The following is a 17,908-nucleotide window of genomic DNA, read 5'->3' as shown; positions in this document are numbered from 1 at the left end:
AGGTGGATGAACGAGTATCAAAGGTGGATGAATCCAGTTCCGAGGTGGATGAACGAGTATCAAAGGTGGATGAATCCAGTTCCGAGGTGGATGAACGAGTATCAAAGGTGGATGAATCCAGTTCCGAGGTGGATGAATCAAGTTCTAACACTCCCCTGCTCCCCTGCTTCCCTGCTCCCCTGCTCCCCTGCTCCCCTGCTCCCTGCTCCCTGCTCCCTGCTCCCCATTCATACAATCCCACACGCGGAATTGGCCGGGGTAGCGGGGGATTGTATGCAGTTAACAGGCAAGTGTCAGAGATAAATTGGAGAGCATTAACGAAATTTTCTACGCCGCCTTCGCTAAAATACTGCCATACTTGGTTAACAACACTCAAGGGCACGGTAGACAGGGAGATTAAATCGGGATCAAAAGCGTCATCCCCTGGCATTACAATCAGGGTTCTACCATTACGTTGTACAATTTCCTGCACTACTTCTAAACCATAACCCCAGTAGGAACGTCCTCCTAACAGGCGCAAAATAATTACTTGGGCAAGTTCCAAAACTTGCTCTCCATAAGTATCTACACTTAATTGTTGCTGCAACTGCAATAGGTTGGCGACTCTTAATGCCGGAAAGCTTGCAGGTAATTTTGTCACCGCAGCTGCCAAAGTTTGAATGTCGGTATCAGCGGCCGTAATCAACACGAAAGGCGCTGGAGTTTGTTCTAGAAAAATTAAACCCTCTGACTGATTCCATCCACCTGATGTGCTACTTATCCGATGCATAATGCTGTATTACCGTTTTAAACTGTTGGTTATTACATAATCAAAACAAACTTTTTCCCCTACATTCAGCTCCCTCTTACCATTAATGATTGAAAATGCTTATAGCGGTTCCCATTCAGATCAGGTAAAACATTATATCGCCAGGTGTAGGGGCACAATAGGACTGCGCGATGCTCTCCTCGCCGCCGAAGCCGCTAGCACAAGCTGCTGTAAATAATGGTGCTGTTGGTGTGCGTATTGATCCGCCAAATCACATCAGCACCGTGTAAGAAAGGGTGTAAGTACCAATTATTGGGCTATAGAAGCAATTAATAGCTGGATACGATGTGTACATTACACCACAGTTTAACCATGCTGGTGCGATCGCAAAAGCAGGAGCAAATATTATTGTCATAAATGCAACTAATTTATACAGAGTGATGAATTAGATAACCGAAGTACCGATTTTTTTATTTTGAGGCTAGGCTAATTAGCATTTTCTCAAAAATTTTCAATACAGGCTCCTCGCCATTGTCTCTAGTGAAAATACTATAATTGGGGTGAGAATTGATTTCAATCAACCAATATTGGTTCTCTCGATCTAAGACGATATCTAAACCAGCATAATCAAGGTCTAATTCTTCAAAAATTGGTCTGGCGAAATTAGCAATCTCTGACAAGATTTGTGGATCATTGATATACTTGGCTTTCGCACCATCCCAGTGGAGAGGACTGAGATTACCTATAAAATTTGCATCAATTATATCTTTTTCATAGAGCAAAACTAACTCTTTATTTAATAAAACCGCTCTATATTCAGATTTTATGTAAATGAATTCTTGAGCAAGAGCGACGTAATCATACTTCTGAGAATTGATATTAAAAATCTCTTTTAAAGCAGTTTCAATTTCATTTGTATTCTGACATAAGAAAACGTTATGTCCGCTCGCGCCAGAATTCCTTTTAACAATCACAGGTGTTTTAAACTTTTCCTTGATTTCTAATACAATATCTTGAATAGTTGAGAATTTTAAGTAAATCTTATACTTGATGTCACAGCAAGGAGAAAGAAAACCTACTGTCCGAGGAAGGTTAACTTTTTTATTTAAAATATGGTAAGTGTATTCTTTGTCTTTTATCAGGTATGCTAGTGCTTGATTTATTATCGGAGTACTATTATTACAAAAATAATGCTGTTTATTATTCAGTTTTATTTTTACTAAGTTTTCAGTAGGATAAATAATTTCATAGCTGATATTTAAATTTTCACAAGCTTGGAGCAGTAGAGAAACGTTATCTAACATAAATACTTAAAGTTAAACGTCAAAATTAAATGTTTAGATTAATTATTACAAAATACATACTTTGCTTGAATTCATATCCATCAATTCTGAGCATTATTGAATAAAACTATCCAAAATATCACCAAACAATATGTGGCGAAATCTAAATTAGACCAACTAATTTTTAACTTGTTGTTTGCCGTTTAAAAATCACTATCTCAGTACCAACAACTGGGTTACGCGCTATCAGCCTATTTTGGGAGTCAATAATTTCTAAATGGGTAAAATCAAGTTCTTGAGAACGTTGTAATATCTCAGCAGCTAGTTTGTCCTGCTGAGATTCCTTGAGAGTGTACCAATCGTTGCTAATTTTGACTGTAAGATTGCTAGTACGGAAGTTAGCTTGAATTGACTTTATCAGACCAGAGGCAATGCGATCGCTAGTTTCGGCTACCTGATTTTCAATAGCCGCAATCAAGGCTTGTTCTGGTGTCAATTCTATGGTTGGTGTCGGAATTGGTTCTGGTTCTGCTTCCGACGTTGGTAGTGGCGGAGTTTGTACTACTGGCGGCGGCGTAATTTCCTCTGGTGGCTGTGGTAGCTGTGGTTCTGGTGCGACTGACTCCGGTGGAGTAGTTATTATTGGTGTGGGTACAGGAACCTCCTTAACCGGCGGAACTGTTGCTACTTCAGTAGGTTTACCAGTAAAGACAGTCGTAGTTGTCCAAACGAGAATTACAGCAATTGCAGTAACAATTCCCGTCAAAGCTGTATCTGATAACTTTGTTGACAAATTTGATGGTAAAAACAAGCGGATTGTCCTTAACAGTCCACCCCATCGCAACTGAAGTTGCTGGAAAAAACTGGGTTTTTCTTCAGTACCAGGTGGGGGTGCAGTCTCCAGTTTCTCCACCGTTACTTCTAAAACCCCAATCGTCCCTTGGAGAAGTTGGATAATTTTAGCCTTCCAAAATGGCTGAACTCTCTGGTAAGGTTTTTGGGGAGGTTGAGTTACCTGCTCATTCGTCGGTTTTGACTGATTGTCTTGTGACATGGAACTTTCACCAAAAGCAGCGAATCAAAGACAAACAACGTACATTATTACTGGTGCTGCCTTCTTTTGCCTTAATGTATCACTTCATTGCTCATTGTTTCCGCTGAACTGACTATTTACTAAATTTGGTGAATTATGAACCTGAAACGCCGTCAATTTTTATTTTTAAGTAGCTTCAGCGCCATTGGTGCAGGATTTTTAGGCTGGATGTTAGCTCATCAAAATAATCAAAGTGCTGGTATTACTGATTCAACAACAGCCATAGCCGCCAACCCACCCAAAAAAGACTTGTTATTACGTTTTGTGTCTGTTGCGGATACGGGGACTGGCGCTAAAGGACAGTATGCTGTGGCTAGGGCAATGAATGCCTATCACAAACAAAATCCTTATGATTTAGTAGTTTTAGCTGGAGACAATATTTACAACGACGGCGACATCGAGAAAATTAATGCAGTTTTTGAGCGTCCTTATCAAGCTTTACTGAAGCAAGATGTGAAATTTCAGGCTTGTTTAGGTAATCACGATATTCGTACTGCTAATGGTGATCCACAAGTCAAGTATGCCGACTTTAATATGAAGGGACGTTACTATACATTTAAACGTAATCAAGTGCAATTTTTTGCTTTAGATACTAATATTAATGCTGATTGGAAAAACCAGCTAACTTGGTTAGAAAAAGAATTAAGTCTTAGTAATGCTCCTTGGAAAGTGGTATTTGGACATCATCCAATTTATTCATCGGGTCAGTATGGGAATAATCCAGATTTTATTAAAACTTTCACTCCTCTATTTCAAAAATACGGCGTTCAACTTTATATCAATGGCCACGAACATAGTTATGAACGCACTCGTGCTATTGATGGTACAACTTATTTAATTTGTGGTGCAGGTGCAGGCAATCGTCCTGTAGGGCGTTCTGAGTGGACAGAGTATTCCACCAGTGATTTAAGTTTTGCCTCTTATGAGGTGTATAAAGATAGAATAGAAGTTGGTGCGATCGCTACTGATAATCGTGTTTTTGATAAAGGTATTATTAAGTTGAAATCAGCGTAATTATGATGAAAGTCAAGCGTCTGAAAATGCAATCCTTCCGTGGAATCGGTGATTTGACGCTTGATTTCGATGAAACGAGTCCTACGGTACTTATTGGTATCAATGGCGTGGGCAAATCTAGTATTCTTGACTGTCTGGCTATACTCCTATCTCATTTGATAAGTAGAAGCCAATTTGACATTAGCGCTGAACGTTTTTTTAGAGAAGATGATATCAAAAATAAATATAAAAAAACGCACAACCAGATTACAATTTTACTCTTATCTCGTCAATTAACTTGGTCCTTAACCACACCTCGTAAACAAAAAACTACAGAAATAAGCAATGACCTTACAGAGTTATTAGCTGCAATTGAAGATGACGATATATATGAACAATTAGAAGCCGATGAAAACACCAATATACCTCTGGCAGTTTACTACCCTGTAAATCGAGCAGTTTTTGATATTCCCTTAAAAATCAAGGAAGATATAGCTCAATTATATTTATATGCCTATGACGAGGCACTAACAGGGATAAGTGTTAATTTTGGTCACTTATTTCAATGGTTTAGAGAACGGGAAGATTTGGAGAACGAAGAACGGCGAGATAACCCTGCTCACAGAGATAAACAGCTAGAAGCAGTACGACAAGCTATATATTCGTTAATTCCTGATTTTTATAACTTACGTGTCCGTCGTTCTCCCCTCAGAATGACTGTGCAAAAACAACGTGAGGAACTTATAGTTAATCAACTATCAGATGGGGAAAAATGCTTGCTGGCAATGGTGGGAGATTTAGCAAGACGATTGGCAATTGCCAACCCTAGTTTACCAGATCCACTCCTAGGTGATGGTGTTGTTTTAATTGATGAAATTGAACTACATCTACACCCAAAATGGCAACGAGAAATTATTCCTGCTTTGACAAGAACATTCCCCAATTGCCAGTTTATTGTCACCACCCATTCGCCTCAAGTAATTAGCCAAGTCAAGCCGGAAGGAATTTATATTCTAGAAAAAACAGACGAAGGTGTTGTTGCTAAAAGACCAGAAAGTTCCTTTGGGAGAGATAGCAATCGCATTTTAGAAGATCTCATGGGTGTTCCAGAACGTCCCCAGGAAATTAAGGAAAGTCTTTTAGAGCTTTTTCGACTAATTGATGCTGGAAATATTGAAGGTGCTAGGCAATTACGTCAACAATTGGCTAATGAAATCGGAGCAGACGAGCCAGAATTTGTCAAAGCGGATGTACTCATTCGGCGGAAGGAAATTCTCAACCGATGAAGCACATCAAAAAGAGTCAGGAACCAGAGAAATTTACCAATTGGAAGGCTCTGGAAAATGATGATTGGAAACCTAGCTGGGATGATAATTTTCAAACACCAGAAAAAGCTGTTGTACATGATGCTTTACTGAAGGAACAGGGATATATCTGTTGCTATTGTGGAATGCGTATCACTAGAACAACTAGCCACATAGAACACTTAAAACCTCGTAGTACTTATCCAAATCTGGCACTGGAGTACACAAATCTTATCGCTTCATGTCAAGGAGAAAGTGAAGAACCTCCTACTGTTCCCGTGCATTGCGGACATAAGAAAAAGTATTGGTACGATGAAAATTTGATGGTTTCACCTTTGGAAATAAACTGTGCTGATTTTTTTAAATATCCTGCTTCTGGTGAAATTCAACCGACAGATAATCCAGGTAAAAAAGCTGTTGCTGAAACAACAATTAAGGAGCTTGCACTTGACATTGACAAACTGCAAAAGATGCGTAGAGTAGCAATTGATGCTGCATTGCTGGCTACTGAAGGTTTGACTGAAATAGAAATACAACTGCTTGCTGAAGGTTATCAGCAGCTAGATACTAATGGGCAACATACTCCGTTTTGTGCCGCAATTAGCTATTTACTCAAGAATTACTTTTGATTAACTAAAGTGTGTGCGTTAGTAGGCGTAGCCGGCACTTCGACTCTTCGGCAAGCTCAGGGCAACGTAAAGCTCAGTGACCACCGTAGACATCGCATTCAATTATACTAAATAACATTAGCTTAATTCTCACCGCAAAATTTTATGATTCTTGAGGCAGTTATGCTTCATGTTAAACCTGGTATAGAATCTGATTTTGAAACTGCTTTCAAAAAAGCTTCTAAAATTATTTCCTCTATGGACGGATATTTATCCCATGAATTGCATAGATGCACAGAAGTCCAAGATAAATACTTATTACTTGTCAGATGGGAAAGTTTAGAATCTCATACTGTGGGATTTAGAAGTTCTGCTGAGTATCAAGAGTGGAAAAAACTTCTGCATCATTTTTATGAACCATTTCCCACTGTTGAACACTTTGAAGAAATTGAAATATGAAAAACAAGATCCCCAATTTGTCAAAGAAGTCGGGGATATGTGGCTGTATCACTCTACTCGTTGCAACTGTGCTACTCTTGGATCAACAATTTTTTGTCCCAAGCTGGAAAATTTAATTGCCACAGACATCTTATTACCTGTTCCAAAAACATGAGTAATTTCACCAAGACCAAACGTTTTATGTAATACTCGTTCGCCTACTTGCCAATTCTGGGTTGTGTCTTGTTTTCCACTAGGAGTAGAAGCACTTTTGGTATAACTTTGACGACTCAGGTGTTGAGTAGTTAATAATTCTTCTGGTAATTCGTCGAGAAATTGCGATCGCATGGCGGGTTCACGAGAACCATATAAACGACGTTCCCGCGCGTGTGATAAAAATAACCGCTCTTGGGCGCGAGTAATCCCCACATAACACAGGCGGCGTTCCTCTTCCAAAGATGCGGGATCACCCAGCGATCGGTAGCCGGGAAATAGCCCTTGTTCTAATCCCACCAAAAATACTACGGGAAATTCCAAACCTTTGGAAGCGTGCAAAGTCATCAAAGAAACGGCTGTCTGTCCTTCTTTTAAATTATCCAAATCGGAACTGAGGGCGGCACTACTCAGAAAGTCTTGAAGGGAAACCTCTTCGTTTTCTTCTTGAAATTGCAGTGCAGCGTTGTAAAGTTCTTGGACGTTTTGTACCCGATCTGTGGCTTCATCTGTGCCTTGACTCATCAAGTCTTGGACGTAACCAGAGTCTTCTAGTATTCCTTGCAAAACCTCAGTCACGGGAAGCGTACCGATTTGTCCTTGCCAACGGCTAATCATTGCGGCAAAGTTATTTACAGCTTTTGTCGCCCGTCCAGCTAATGTATTAACTGATGTTTCATCGCTGAGTATTTCCCATAAAGTTGTCCCTAATTGTTGGGAGGCGTTCACCAAAGCATCAATAGTGGTTTTGCCAACTCCCCGCCGGGGAGTATTAATGACTCGTAATAAACTGACTGTATCAGATGGGTTAGCGATCGCTCTTAAATAAGCAATGACATCTTTAATTTCTTTGCGATCATAAAATCTCATTCCCCCCACAACTGTATAAGGAATTTGATATTTCACCAACAATTCTTCAAAAGGGCGAGATTGGGCGTTTGTCCGATAAAGGATGGCAAAACTACCCCAGCTTAACTCTGGATTTTGCTGTTCTAAAGTCCGAATTTGATTAATTACAAATGCCGCTTCTGCGAGTTCTTCATCGGCTTTGTGACAAGTAATCTGCTCACCCGGTCCCCGTGTCGGTTTGAGGATTTTATCAATCCGTTGGGTGTTATTTTCAATCAGTTCATTAGCCGCTTGCAGAATGTTCTCACAAGAACGATAGTTTTCTTCCAGCTTAACCATCGTTCGGGTGTCATCATCTACCAAACCATCGCCAAAGTCTTCCTGAAATCCCAGCAAGATAGTGAAATCTGCCATCCGAAAGCTGTAAATTGATTGATCTGCATCGCCGACAACGAAAACTGAGCGATTTTGCCATTCCCATTCGCTCTTTCTGGTTTCGCCATTAGTAACTAATAAGTGGATGAGTTGATACTGAGTGCGGTTGGTATCTTGATATTCATCTACGAGAATATGGCGAAACTTCCGATGCCAGTAACCCAATACTTGCTCATTTTGCTGAAATAATCTAGTTGGTACGAGAATTAGATCATCAAAGTCGAGAGCGTTGTTTTCTGCTAACTTATCTTGATATAAATTATAGACTTGGGCAATCACCCGTCCGCGATAATTGGGTTGATCTTGCTCAAATTCTTGGGGCGATAAACCTTGATTTTTAGCATTACTAATAGCGTAGCGGACAGAGCGGGCGTCAAACTTCTTATCGTCTAAATTTAACTGTTTGTTGACGATTTCTTTGATCAGAGTCATCACATCTGATTCATCAAATATAGAGAAATTGCGATTCCAACGCCGTCCTTTCTCGTCTACATATTTTTCAATATCAAAACGGAGAATGCGAGAAAATAGACTGTGGAAAGTGCCACACCACAAGTCTTTGATCGTATTTTTGTAAACTTGCGATCGCAATTGCGTTTGTTGGTATTCTGTCAACAAATCAAAACGCTTACCGTGTTGTTTCATTGCCAGTTGTTCCGCAAACAGCCGTTGAATCCGGTCTTTCATCTCTCGTGCGGCTTTGTTGGTAAAAGTAACCGCCAAGATATTTTCTGGATCAACACGGTGTTTCAAAATCAGATTGGCGATGCGATAAGTCAGTGCTCGTGTTTTACCGGAACCTGCGCCAGCAACAACTAGCAACGGGCCGCAGTAATGTTCGACAGCTTGACGTTGGCTGGGGTTAAGGTGACTGAGAAAGTCGATGGTTGTTGTCATGGATGTGAAAAAGCGATGTCTACGACGGGCTACGCCTACGCCTGGTGTCACATCAATAGAGAGTCGCTATTGCCCAGGTTACAACATCCTAACGAAACTTGGTCAATAAAGATTGTGTGCCAATATTCTTAACCAGAATGGTACTCTATCATGATTTATGTAGAAGCAAGAAAAAGCTATGCTGTCACTCAAAGGCACATTCCAAAACGGTGTGGTTCATCCTAAAGAACCAATTGAAGGGCATGAGGGGCAGTCAGTTATAATCTGTGTTTGTCGAAGAAAACCACACACCTCAGCCAGCAACCCCAGAAGACTCAGATTGGGATAAACTGAGGCAGTTGATTAAAAACTGTCTGTGCAATTGATACAGATTTTGGCGACTTGGCACACCAGCATGACCATTATCTGTATGGAATGCCAAAGCGGCCGTGTAAAAGCGTACCAATTGATCATAAAACCCTGGCACGAATGGGAGCAAGTAATTGCAAACTGCTTAAACTTCAAGTGTTTCGGCTTTTCTTAGTGCCATTCGACTCATTTATTAATACCACTAATTTTCCTGTTGTTTGATTAGACTCCATATATTGGTGGGCTTCAACAATCTCGTCCAGCTGAAAAACACGGTCTATATTGACCCGGTTTTGCCCCACTTCTACACCATCAATAAATCGTTGCAAGTGTTCAATAGATAAATCTTCAGTACCTCCGGTATAAACGGTCAATCTTACCGTATGAGGAATATCATCCATTGGCGAAAAGTCGTTTAATGTCCAGGCGTTACCCAAAATACCGGTCATGCAGAGAATGCCACCAGGGGCAACACATTGCAGGGAATCCAGCAAGGTAGAGGTTCCTACCAGTTCCAAAACGCAATCAACCCCCTTGGTAAAATTCTGACGGATAGAGGTTGCGATCGCTCCTGTATCTATTACAACCCGATCAACCCCATTTGCTTGCAAAGCTTCTACTTTAGAAGAGTTGCGAGTGGTCGCCACAACGGTTAGCCCCAGTTCTTTGGCAAGGTGTGTTGCGGCCATACCAACTGATGAGGTACCCCCCCGAATTAATAGCGTCTGCCCTGCCTGCACGCCCAAACCGGACATCAGAGACCCGTAAGCCGTCTGGAACATTTCTGGAATGGCTCCTAACACTGACCAGTCGAGGTTGCTCTTAATCGGAAATACGCAGGCTTGCGGAACACAGGTGTATTCGGCATAGCTGCCATCAAACACTCGTCCCATACCTCCCATAATCGCTGCTACCTTCTGACCGGGCTGAAATGGGGTATTAGGGGCGGCTTCGACAACGCCAACGCACTCAATCCCCAAAATTCGGGGAAGTTGAACACTGGGAGAGTACCCTTGACGCGTGAACATCTCAGAACGGTTTAGACCAAAGGCTTTGACCTTGATTAGCACCCATCCAGGCTGAGGAGATGGTTTTGTAATCTCTTGTAACTGAAGGGCTGTCGGGTCACCGGGAGATTCTAAAACAATTGCTTTCATAACGTTAATCAGCGGTTGAATTAACTCGTTCTATGGCGTCAAACCCAGTTTTTGTATGAGCACCATCACAGAATGGTTTGTTGCCTGTAAGCTGGAGCATTTATGGGGAGCAAGCCGCTACAGCTAATTGGATGAGTTAATTGGATGCCTGTGAAGAGGCAAACAAATACCGATGAATTTTCCAATTACCGTTCTCCTGCTTGAAAATAAATATCTCATTATTTCCTTCAGACGTAGTTTTCTTGTCAGCTAAAACAGTTACCGTGCCTGATGATGAGGTGCGCGCATAGGCAAGTTCCTCCATTGGTTCTACCTCATGAATCGTAAACTTGACCTGGAATTGGATAGTTTGAAAAATTTGCTTGTAGGTATCAAGAACTGCATCGCGTCCTACTTGAGCAGGTGAAAACTGCGGCATGAATATTGGATGACTACTGTAAAGTGCCAGTACCGCATTAGCATCTGACCCGTTCAAAACCTGCTCATATTCCTGAAGAACTTCTTGAATCTGTTTCATAAATACTTTCCTAAATTGAGGTTTTTTAACCTATTGAGCAGTGTACATATTCTTAGATTTGATGGGTAGTGGGTAAAATTGAGAAACATTTTCTCAAATATGGAAAGATAAAATGGACTTCAACTCGGCTGCTTTGTTTGTCAAAGTGGTTCAGTATGGAAGCTTTTCGGAGACTGCCCGACGGATAAATACCCCAGTGGCAACAGTGAGTCGGCGGATTGCCGAACTGGAAAAAGACCTCGGCATTCGACTCTTAGAACGTTCTACACGCCATCTGCGAATGACTCAAGCAGGTACAACGTTTTATGAATACGCGGCTCGCGGGTTTGAGACGTTTGAAACTGGCTTGTCTATCCTTGAAAATCAGCAGCAGGAACTGACAGGGACACTACGGCTCTCTCTGCCGCCTGCATTTCTTCCTTGGCAAGAGCTACTACAAGAGTTTCAAGTCCGCTATTGCAAAGTCAAGCTCGAAATTTTTATTACTGAACGCAAGATCAATTTGATTGAGGATGGTATTGATGTGGCTTTAAGAGTTGGCAAACCCAAGGATAATCAGACAATTACTAGGAAGTTGGGTGAATATCGTCATCAGCTCGTTGCTAGCCCAGATTTTCTCGAAAAATATGGTGAACCTTCCCAGCCAGAGCAACTTCTCACAATGCCTTGCGCGAGTTGGAACACCCGAACTGATGCGAGAAAATGGTCATTAGGAGATGAGTCGATCCAGATTGCTCCCAGTTTGCAAGTCAATGATTATCTTCATCTCCTGAAGTTAGTTCTAGCTGGTGCATGTGTTACTGAACTGCCCCCTTTCCTAATCAAAGAGCATCTAGCTAGCGGACGGTTGAAGACATTACTGGAAGATTATTCGTTACCCACTCAACAACTAAATCTCCTGTATCCATCCTGTAAGCAACTATCTCGTTTGGTCAGTACTTATATTGACTTTTGTACTGAGTGGGTTAATTGCTTATTTCAATAGTAAGAAACTTTTACTGACAGAGTTTACAACCCACATTCCGCACCATAAAGTGTCACAGGGCGATCAAGACAAGTAATTAGTACTGATGAACTAAAAGGAAAAGACTAGTTATTCCGGCGCGTTCTGTCGTAAAATCAGCGACGGGGAATCAAACCTCAAAACATGATGGGCAAGCTCTGACTTGTTCTGTTGTCAACAGAGCTTACAGCTATTTTCAGTTAATTGAACTACAGATTTTAGTAGGGATACGGCAATGTTCCCTAGCCAGTGGTTTATTTACTTGAAAAACGCTGTAATACCTAACGGAGAGTATTGTCACCAATAGGACTATTTACTCCTTGAGTACCCAATTGACATTGGCTAGCAATACACGATACATCATGATTGAACCGTTAAATTTTTAAAGATGAAAAATTTCTTTAATTGCAGGTTTTACCAGTATAAACAGAGGTGGATATGGATTTTAGCTTAATTGTATCCAACTTTTTGAATCCGCCAATCCTATTTTTCTTTTTAGGCATGACTGCTGTTTTTGTCAAGTCTGATCTGGAAATTCCCGCACCAGTGCCCAAACTCCTTTCGTTGTATCTGCTGTTTGCCATTGGTTTTAAAGGAGGGGTAGAACTAATCAAAAGCGGCCTCACTCAGGAAGTACTTCTAACACTCCTGGCAGCAATGACGATGGCTTGTTTTGTTCCAATTTACACCTTTTTTATCCTGAAGTTGAAACTGGATACTTACGATGCGGCTGCGATCGCTGCAACCTACGGTTCTATCAGTGCCGTCACTTTCATCACTGCTGGCGCTTTTCTGACTGAACTTGGGATTCCGTTTGATGGCTACATGGTAGCAGCTCTTGCCCTGATGGAATCCCCAGCTATTATAGTTGGTCTAATCTTGGTGAATATATTCACCGCCGATGAGAAGCGAGAGTTTGCTTGGTCAGAAGTTTTGCAAGAAGCATTTCTTAATAGTTCAGTTTTTCTACTAGTTGGTAGTCTATTGATAGGTGTCTTGACAGGAGAACACGGTTGGCAGGTATTAGAACCCTTTACTCAAGGGTTGTTTTATGGCGTTCTCACCTTCTTTTTACTGGATATGGGACTGGTTGCTGCCAGAAGAATTAAAGACTTGCAAAAAACCGGAGTTTTTCTGATTTTATTTGCCATACTAATTCCAATACTCAATGCAGGCATTGGGTTGGTGATTGCCAAATTCATCGGTATGCCTCAGGGAAATTCGCTATTATTCGCTGTATTGTGTGCCAGTGCTTCTTACATTGCTGTCCCGGCGGCGATGCGGATGACTGTTCCAGAAGCAAATCCCAGCCTGTATGTTTCTACAGCTCTAGCAGTGACATTCCCGTTCAATATTATTGTGGGAATTCCGTTATATCTCTACGGAATTAACCTATTTTGGAGGTAATAATATGCACGTAGTTAAAAAGATAGAAATTATCGCCAACTCCTTTGAGCTTGGCAAAATTTTAGATCGTTTAGACAAGTCGGGTGTACATAGCCATGCCGTAATCAGAAATGTTGCTGGGAAAGGATTACGAGGAACGACAGAAGATTTAGACATGACCATGCTTGATAATGTTTACATCATTGCGTTTTGTATGCCAGAAGAAATCAAGCGTGTTGTAGAAAACATCAAGCCACTGCTCAACAAATTCGGAGGTAGTTGCTACGTTTCGGATGTGATGGAAATTCGCTCTGTAAGATGTGTTGCCTCGATGTAGGAGAGTTGGAAATTCAATGAAGCATTTCATGGAACGTCGTGACTTTTTGAAGTTAGGAATCACCGGGACATTTGGGATGATGCTAACTGCCAGCGATTTCCTCTGGCGGGTGGAACAGGTTAAAGCTGCCGAAATGCCTCCAAACCTCCCTGAATCCCTCAATCCTGATGCAGCATTGCAAAAGCTGATGGAGGGAAATCAGCGGTTTGTTCAGCATCAACCCCAATACCCCGATCAATCTGCGCTGCGGTTGCAGGAAGTTGCTCAAGCTCAACATCCATTTGCAACTATTCTCAGTTGTGCGGATTCACGAGTCCCCGCAGAAATTGTTTTCGATCAGGGCATTGGGGACATCTTTGATGTTCGGATTGCCGGAAATATTGCCACGTCTGAAGCGATCGGCAGTATTGAATATGCGGTTGTATTGTTAGGTTCTCCACTGCTGATGGTGATGGGTCATGAGCGTTGTGGGGCAGTAACGGCCGCTGTACAAAACGAATCGTTACTCGGTGATATTGGTACTTTTGTGAAGGCAATTAAGCCAGCAGTGGAAAAGGTCAAGAATCAGTCGGGTGACGCGGTTGAAAATGCTGTGGTTGCAAATGTACAATATCAACTTGAACGGTTGAAGCGATCGCAGCTTTTAACTGAGCAGGTGCGATCGGGCAAATTGAAAATTGTCGGAGGTCGTTATGACTTGGATACAGGGAGGGTGAGTATCATTACTTAATTTGGCAGAGGATTCCCAACAATTAAGCAATTTAGGACTTACGCACAAGAGATCCCCCAACCCCCTTATAAAAGTTGGCTGTTTAGGGTTCCCCTCTTTTTAAGGGGGGATCTAGGTTTCAGGTTTTCAATACCTTCTTCAATCCTGCACAGTCATTGGTAGACGAATAGTGAAAGTAGAGCCAACTCCCGGTTCACTTTTGACAATAATCTCACCACCCATCATCTGGCAAAAGTGGTGGCTAATTGCCAACCCCAGTCCCGTACCTCCATACTTTTTCGTAGTCGAGGTATCTCCTTGGGTAAAAGGTTGAAATAACTGCTGCTGTTGACGGTGAGACATACCTATGCCTGTGTCGGTAACGGTGAAAGTAATGATGCCCAAAGGAGCCTCCAGTCGGAATTCATCCTTTTCTCTGTTGACTGTCAGTATCACCTTGCCGTTTGTAGTGAATTTGCCAGCGTTACTTAGTAAGTTTAACAACACCTGCCGCATCCTGGTTTGATCGGCGTACATGATGCCAAGTTGCTGATCAATATGTACTTCTAAGACATTGGCATTTTTTTCTATAGCCGGTTTGACTGTGAGGACAACGTTATGAATCAGGGTTGCAATCTCGAATGTCTCTGGATAGAGGGTCATTTTCCCCGCTTCAATTTTTGACAAGTCGAGGATTTCGTTAATCAAGTGCAGTAGATGCTTACCAGCAGAGTTAATTGTTTCTAAGTCAGTGATAAAGTCTCCCGATAAACCAAGATCGGTGGCGTCGTCTTCTAGAAGTTGGCTCAAGCCAATGACAGCATTTAATGGCGTGCGTAATTCGTGGCTGACATTGGCCAAAAATACGCTTTTTGCCTTGCTAGCAGCTTCGGCTAATTCTTTAGCTTGTTGTAGTTCTTTTGTGCGCTCAGATACTCGCTCAATCAGACGATTTAGAGATTTGGCGAGTAGGCCAATTTCATCTTCAGTGGTGACTGGAGCTCGCAAATCGAAATTAGATTTTCTTGCAACTTGCTCCGCTACTTGGGTGACAGTGATAACTGGTTCAGCGATCGCCCGACTGGTACGCCATGCTACAATGGCTGCGATCGCCACCGAAACCAGCATACTCATAATCACGATGAATCGCTCAACTACTTTTGCCTCTTCAACGGCTTTTTGCCTTTCTTGCTCTTGAACTTCAGCAGTTTGCAGGATGTTAGTCAAGCTTTCTGAAAGCTCGTCTAGCCGGATGGCTGTTTCACCACGCATAATTGTCAATAACTGCGATCGAGCAGAGGAAATCTGCTGAGGCTGCACTTGCTGGAAGTCAACTTCCTTTAAGACGACCTCTATTTGGTCAACATAAGCTTTTAAATTAGTCTTGTAATCCAGCAATAACGTCTGTAAAATCGAACTTGTTGCTGCTAGTCTTTTAGGTTTACTATCGATGAATCCGGCAATTTTTGACTCTAGTTGCTTGGCTTTTTCAACATTTTTCAGAAAATCGCCTTTTTTGCTTTGCAGCTGTTGTGAATTTTCCAATACAGCAACTAGATTAGAGCTATGCAATTGCGCCCCTACTACTGCATCTTTATAATTACTCAGTAGTTGTCCTTGTTCATAGGCTTGATTGAATTGCCTGACTTCTCTTCCCCGGTAGTAGTTGGCAATCACTAACCCAGTCAGTGAGCCAAAAAACCCAATTCCGATAGCTACAAAGTACCCATAGCCAATTTTTTGATGGATGCGCCAAGAACTGGCTTTGAGTTTCCCTCGTGAGGGAAATTCTATGGTCGGGAGTTCGTCTGTCGATGGCTCTTCGGCTGACACTTTTTTGCTTTCTGAACTGCTGTCGATAGGGGTTGGCTTTTGAGGAAAGCATTTCTCAAATCTTCTTGCCTTCCCGCAAAAATCACTAAATTAGTCTAGCTTGTGCAAACACTTTCATTGATGATTAATATCTAGATTATCTTTTTTTATAGCAATAGCAAATCATTGCTTACTAGATAATTAGCATAACCTTATATAGTATAAGTGGTTTTGATATAGCAATTTTAAATCATTCGTGAGAGATAAAATTGCTGAAATGCCTAGAAATACGTACTTTTAATCTCCGTATTTTCTCACATTTCAATTTTGATTGCTATAGCAATGAGTTCTTGGCATCAGGTACGCCACTACTCTACCTTACTGCTTCTTTAGAAAATTAATACAATCAGGAAAAAAATAAAAGCTTTGACACTCGTTGGGCACTTGTACTGAGCTTGTCCTGAGCGGACCTGTACTGAGCGCAGCCGAAGTATTGCCTTGAGCGTACCCCTACGGGGAAGCAAGCTACGCGTAGCGTCTCCAAGAGTTGCCGAAAGGAGCCGTTGGCGCAGCCTCTCCAAGAGTTGTATTGGGCATTGGGAGGAGACAAGTTAGAGACTTCTTCCTCCTTGTCTCGCCAGTCCCCATTCCCCCTTATCCCCAGAGAGCGCCCCGAGTTCCCCAGTCCCCAGGCACGCATATCATAAAATAGTTCTAAAATCTAGTCTATATGAACACACAAAAACTGTTATTACGTATTAATATCAATACGAATGCGTTAATTGACGAAGGCGGCTTAAGATAGCTTTAATATCAGATAAAATCGGCTTTTAGGCTTATATAAATGAGAGGTGGACTGATTTTTGCATAATTTGTACTTAGATTTAGTACGATTATGAGCAAATGACACGGAATGGGATAATTACAACCGGAGGATTCCAGTTGATTCAAAAAAAAAGAACTCAGAAAGCCGATGATAATACAACATCCTTCTGAGTTCTATCCTCCTACTGACTTTCTACCTTGTAGTTGATGCAGTAGATATTACGGGCAATTATGGTTATAGGATACTAAAACCCTTTTCTGCCCTTGACCTAATTCTATTGATGCATTTGTGCATTACCTAATCAACAGCCTTTTGGTTGTAATTATCCAGATCAGAAAAACTCAACTGTCAAATTTATAGGAGCGAAAATGCCAGAACAAGAATTCACAGAAAGCACATCCAAAGAGGGTACAGTGACAGATATCAACAGCCAAACGGGAACCATCACCAAACTCCAGCCCCCCGCACAGTCTCAAGACGAATGGCTAAAATACGGGGAGCAAATTTCTAGCTTTTTAGCAACATTACCAGAATATCTGGGAAGCTTCTTTAATCAATATAAGCAACCCCTGGTGACTGTTGGTTTAATTGTGGGATCAATTGTTGGGGTTAAAGTACTCTTGGCAATATTAGATGCTTTGAATGATATCCCCTTGGTAGCACCTACTTTTGAGTTGATAGGTATTGGTTATTCTGCCTGGTTTGTTTACCGCTATTTACTCAAAGCCTCAACCAGGAAAGAATTAACTAGTGAAATCACCACTCTGAAATCACAAGTAGTTGGTAAAGAAATTCCAGAAGCTTAATATCTAACTATGGCTTCTCCTGCAAAGACGCTACGCTAATGCTTTAATTCAAAATCACGCTCTGTTCTGATCTGAGGAAGCCTTAGATCAGACTTTTCTCAAAATTAAGAATTTTTTTTGAATTTCTAATTTTGAATTTTGAATTC

The 17,908-nt window shown here is 41.5% G+C and carries 16 protein-coding genes and 1 pseudogene; 9 read left to right on the top strand and 8 right to left on the bottom strand.

The window, feature by feature from the left end:
- From V7K49_RS23805 to V7K49_RS23790, 4 genes and pseudogenes are all read right to left on the bottom strand, one after another.
- Positions 1 to 769, bottom strand: a pseudogene (locus tag V7K49_RS23805) (hypothetical protein); the annotation flags it as partial.
- 250 nt (positions 770 to 1,019) lie between these two features.
- Complete coding sequence (locus V7K49_RS34775) at positions 1,020 to 1,163, bottom strand: hypothetical protein (protein ID WP_442942286.1); 144 nt, start codon at positions 1,161 to 1,163, stop codon at positions 1,020 to 1,022.
- Positions 1,164 to 1,218: 55 nt separating this feature from the next.
- Positions 1,219 to 2,052 (bottom strand): ATP-grasp domain-containing protein, encoded by an 834-nt coding sequence (locus tag V7K49_RS23795; RefSeq protein WP_335207789.1) that lies wholly within the window; start codon positions 2,050 to 2,052, stop codon positions 1,219 to 1,221.
- Positions 2,053 to 2,215: 163 nt separating this feature from the next.
- On the bottom strand, positions 2,216 to 3,085 hold the full coding sequence (locus V7K49_RS23790) for a hypothetical protein (RefSeq protein WP_334870783.1): 870 nt from the start codon (positions 3,083 to 3,085) through the stop codon (positions 2,216 to 2,218).
- Between the two features lie 135 nt (positions 3,086 to 3,220).
- On the opposite strand from V7K49_RS23790, the gene V7K49_RS23785 reads away from it, so the two are divergent.
- From V7K49_RS23785 to V7K49_RS23770, 4 genes are all read left to right on the top strand, one after another.
- On the top strand, positions 3,221 to 4,138 hold the full coding sequence (locus V7K49_RS23785; RefSeq protein ID WP_334870785.1) for a metallophosphoesterase family protein: 918 nt from the start codon (positions 3,221 to 3,223) through the stop codon (positions 4,136 to 4,138).
- A 2-nt stretch (positions 4,139 to 4,140) separates the two neighbouring features.
- Positions 4,141 to 5,403: an AAA family ATPase gene (locus V7K49_RS23780; protein WP_335207787.1), complete on the top strand. Its 1,263-nt coding sequence runs from the start codon at positions 4,141 to 4,143 to the stop codon at positions 5,401 to 5,403.
- Positions 5,400 to 6,050: a retron system putative HNH endonuclease gene (locus V7K49_RS23775; RefSeq protein WP_335207785.1), complete on the top strand. Its 651-nt coding sequence runs from the start codon at positions 5,400 to 5,402 to the stop codon at positions 6,048 to 6,050. The genes V7K49_RS23780 and V7K49_RS23775 overlap by 4 nt, the downstream gene beginning before the upstream one ends.
- Before the next feature lie 144 nt (positions 6,051 to 6,194).
- The gene (locus V7K49_RS23770) at positions 6,195 to 6,488 is read left to right on the top strand and encodes an antibiotic biosynthesis monooxygenase family protein (protein ID WP_334870791.1); all 294 of its coding nucleotides are present in this window, start codon (positions 6,195 to 6,197) and stop codon (positions 6,486 to 6,488) included.
- Positions 6,489 to 6,536: 48 nt separating this feature from the next.
- Here V7K49_RS23770 and pcrA read toward each other — a convergent pair whose 3' ends face one another.
- From pcrA to V7K49_RS23755, 3 genes are all read right to left on the bottom strand, one after another.
- On the bottom strand, positions 6,537 to 8,861 hold the full coding sequence (pcrA, locus tag V7K49_RS23765) for a DNA helicase PcrA (protein WP_335207790.1): 2,325 nt from the start codon (positions 8,859 to 8,861) through the stop codon (positions 6,537 to 6,539).
- Positions 8,862 to 9,361: 500 nt separating this feature from the next.
- Positions 9,362 to 10,366: a zinc-binding alcohol dehydrogenase family protein gene (locus V7K49_RS23760; protein WP_335207783.1), complete on the bottom strand. Its 1,005-nt coding sequence runs from the start codon at positions 10,364 to 10,366 to the stop codon at positions 9,362 to 9,364.
- A gap of 136 nt (positions 10,367 to 10,502) precedes the next feature.
- Positions 10,503 to 10,883 (bottom strand): YybH family protein, encoded by a 381-nt coding sequence (locus tag V7K49_RS23755; RefSeq protein WP_335207781.1) that lies wholly within the window; start codon positions 10,881 to 10,883, stop codon positions 10,503 to 10,505.
- Positions 10,884 to 10,995: 112 nt separating this feature from the next.
- Here V7K49_RS23755 and V7K49_RS23750 point away from each other — a divergent pair, with 112 nt between their 5' ends.
- The 4 genes from V7K49_RS23750 to V7K49_RS23735 all read left to right on the top strand — a co-directional run bounded on the left by V7K49_RS23750 (position 10,996) and on the right by V7K49_RS23735 (position 14,339).
- Positions 10,996 to 11,868 (top strand): LysR family transcriptional regulator, encoded by an 873-nt coding sequence (locus V7K49_RS23750; protein WP_335207779.1) that lies wholly within the window; start codon positions 10,996 to 10,998, stop codon positions 11,866 to 11,868.
- Between the two features lie 456 nt (positions 11,869 to 12,324).
- A complete protein-coding gene (locus V7K49_RS23745; RefSeq protein ID WP_334870793.1) occupies positions 12,325 to 13,293 on the top strand; it encodes a sodium-dependent bicarbonate transport family permease in 969 nt (322 codons plus the stop codon).
- Positions 13,294 to 13,297: 4 nt separating this feature from the next.
- Positions 13,298 to 13,609: a P-II family nitrogen regulator gene (locus V7K49_RS23740; RefSeq protein WP_334870795.1), complete on the top strand. Its 312-nt coding sequence runs from the start codon at positions 13,298 to 13,300 to the stop codon at positions 13,607 to 13,609.
- 28 nt (positions 13,610 to 13,637) lie between these two features.
- Positions 13,638 to 14,339: a carbonic anhydrase gene (locus V7K49_RS23735; RefSeq protein WP_334870968.1), complete on the top strand. Its 702-nt coding sequence runs from the start codon at positions 13,638 to 13,640 to the stop codon at positions 14,337 to 14,339.
- 138 nt (positions 14,340 to 14,477) lie between these two features.
- Here the strand turns inward: V7K49_RS23735 and V7K49_RS23730 are convergent, their stop codons facing one another.
- The gene (locus V7K49_RS23730; protein ID WP_335207778.1) at positions 14,478 to 16,151 is read right to left on the bottom strand and encodes a sensor histidine kinase; all 1,674 of its coding nucleotides are present in this window, start codon (positions 16,149 to 16,151) and stop codon (positions 14,478 to 14,480) included.
- Positions 16,152 to 17,324: 1,173 nt separating this feature from the next.
- Between V7K49_RS23730 and V7K49_RS23725 the strand changes: the two genes are divergently transcribed.
- Positions 17,325 to 17,762 (top strand): CAAD domain-containing protein, encoded by a 438-nt coding sequence (locus tag V7K49_RS23725; protein ID WP_273769015.1) that lies wholly within the window; start codon positions 17,325 to 17,327, stop codon positions 17,760 to 17,762.
- Positions 17,763 to 17,908 lie beyond the last annotated feature (146 nt).

The sequence above is a fragment of the Nostoc sp. genome (assembly GCF_036919675.1).
GTDB lineage: Bacteria > Cyanobacteriota > Cyanobacteriia > Cyanobacteriales > Nostocaceae > Nostoc.
This window is presented reverse-complemented; position numbering and strand designations above follow the sequence as displayed.

What these genes read in the sequence shown, in the direction of transcription:
- V7K49_RS34775 (WP_442942286.1), bottom strand. Translation starts at nt 1,163, where the DNA reads ATGACAATAATATTTGCTCCTGCTTTTGCGATCGCACCAGCATGGTTA.
- V7K49_RS23795 (WP_335207789.1), bottom strand. Translation starts at nt 2,052, where the DNA reads ATGTTAGATAACGTTTCTCTACTGCTCCAAGCTTGTGAAAATTTAAAT.
- V7K49_RS23790 (WP_334870783.1), bottom strand. Translation starts at nt 3,085, where the DNA reads ATGTCACAAGACAATCAGTCAAAACCGACGAATGAGCAGGTAACTCAA.
- V7K49_RS23785 (WP_334870785.1), top strand. Translation starts at nt 3,221, where the DNA reads ATGAACCTGAAACGCCGTCAATTTTTATTTTTAAGTAGCTTCAGCGCC.
- V7K49_RS23780 (WP_335207787.1), top strand. Translation starts at nt 4,141, where the DNA reads ATGATGAAAGTCAAGCGTCTGAAAATGCAATCCTTCCGTGGAATCGGT.
- V7K49_RS23775 (WP_335207785.1), top strand. Translation starts at nt 5,400, where the DNA reads ATGAAGCACATCAAAAAGAGTCAGGAACCAGAGAAATTTACCAATTGG.
- V7K49_RS23770 (WP_334870791.1), top strand. Translation starts at nt 6,195, where the DNA reads ATGATTCTTGAGGCAGTTATGCTTCATGTTAAACCTGGTATAGAATCT.
- pcrA (WP_335207790.1), bottom strand. Translation starts at nt 8,861, where the DNA reads ATGACAACAACCATCGACTTTCTCAGTCACCTTAACCCCAGCCAACGT.
- V7K49_RS23760 (WP_335207783.1), bottom strand. Translation starts at nt 10,366, where the DNA reads ATGAAAGCAATTGTTTTAGAATCTCCCGGTGACCCGACAGCCCTTCAG.
- V7K49_RS23755 (WP_335207781.1), bottom strand. Translation starts at nt 10,883, where the DNA reads ATGAAACAGATTCAAGAAGTTCTTCAGGAATATGAGCAGGTTTTGAAC.
- V7K49_RS23750 (WP_335207779.1), top strand. Translation starts at nt 10,996, where the DNA reads ATGGACTTCAACTCGGCTGCTTTGTTTGTCAAAGTGGTTCAGTATGGA.
- V7K49_RS23745 (WP_334870793.1), top strand. Translation starts at nt 12,325, where the DNA reads ATGGATTTTAGCTTAATTGTATCCAACTTTTTGAATCCGCCAATCCTA.
- V7K49_RS23740 (WP_334870795.1), top strand. Translation starts at nt 13,298, where the DNA reads ATGCACGTAGTTAAAAAGATAGAAATTATCGCCAACTCCTTTGAGCTT.
- V7K49_RS23735 (WP_334870968.1), top strand. Translation starts at nt 13,638, where the DNA reads ATGGAACGTCGTGACTTTTTGAAGTTAGGAATCACCGGGACATTTGGG.
- V7K49_RS23725 (WP_273769015.1), top strand. Translation starts at nt 17,325, where the DNA reads ATGCCAGAACAAGAATTCACAGAAAGCACATCCAAAGAGGGTACAGTG.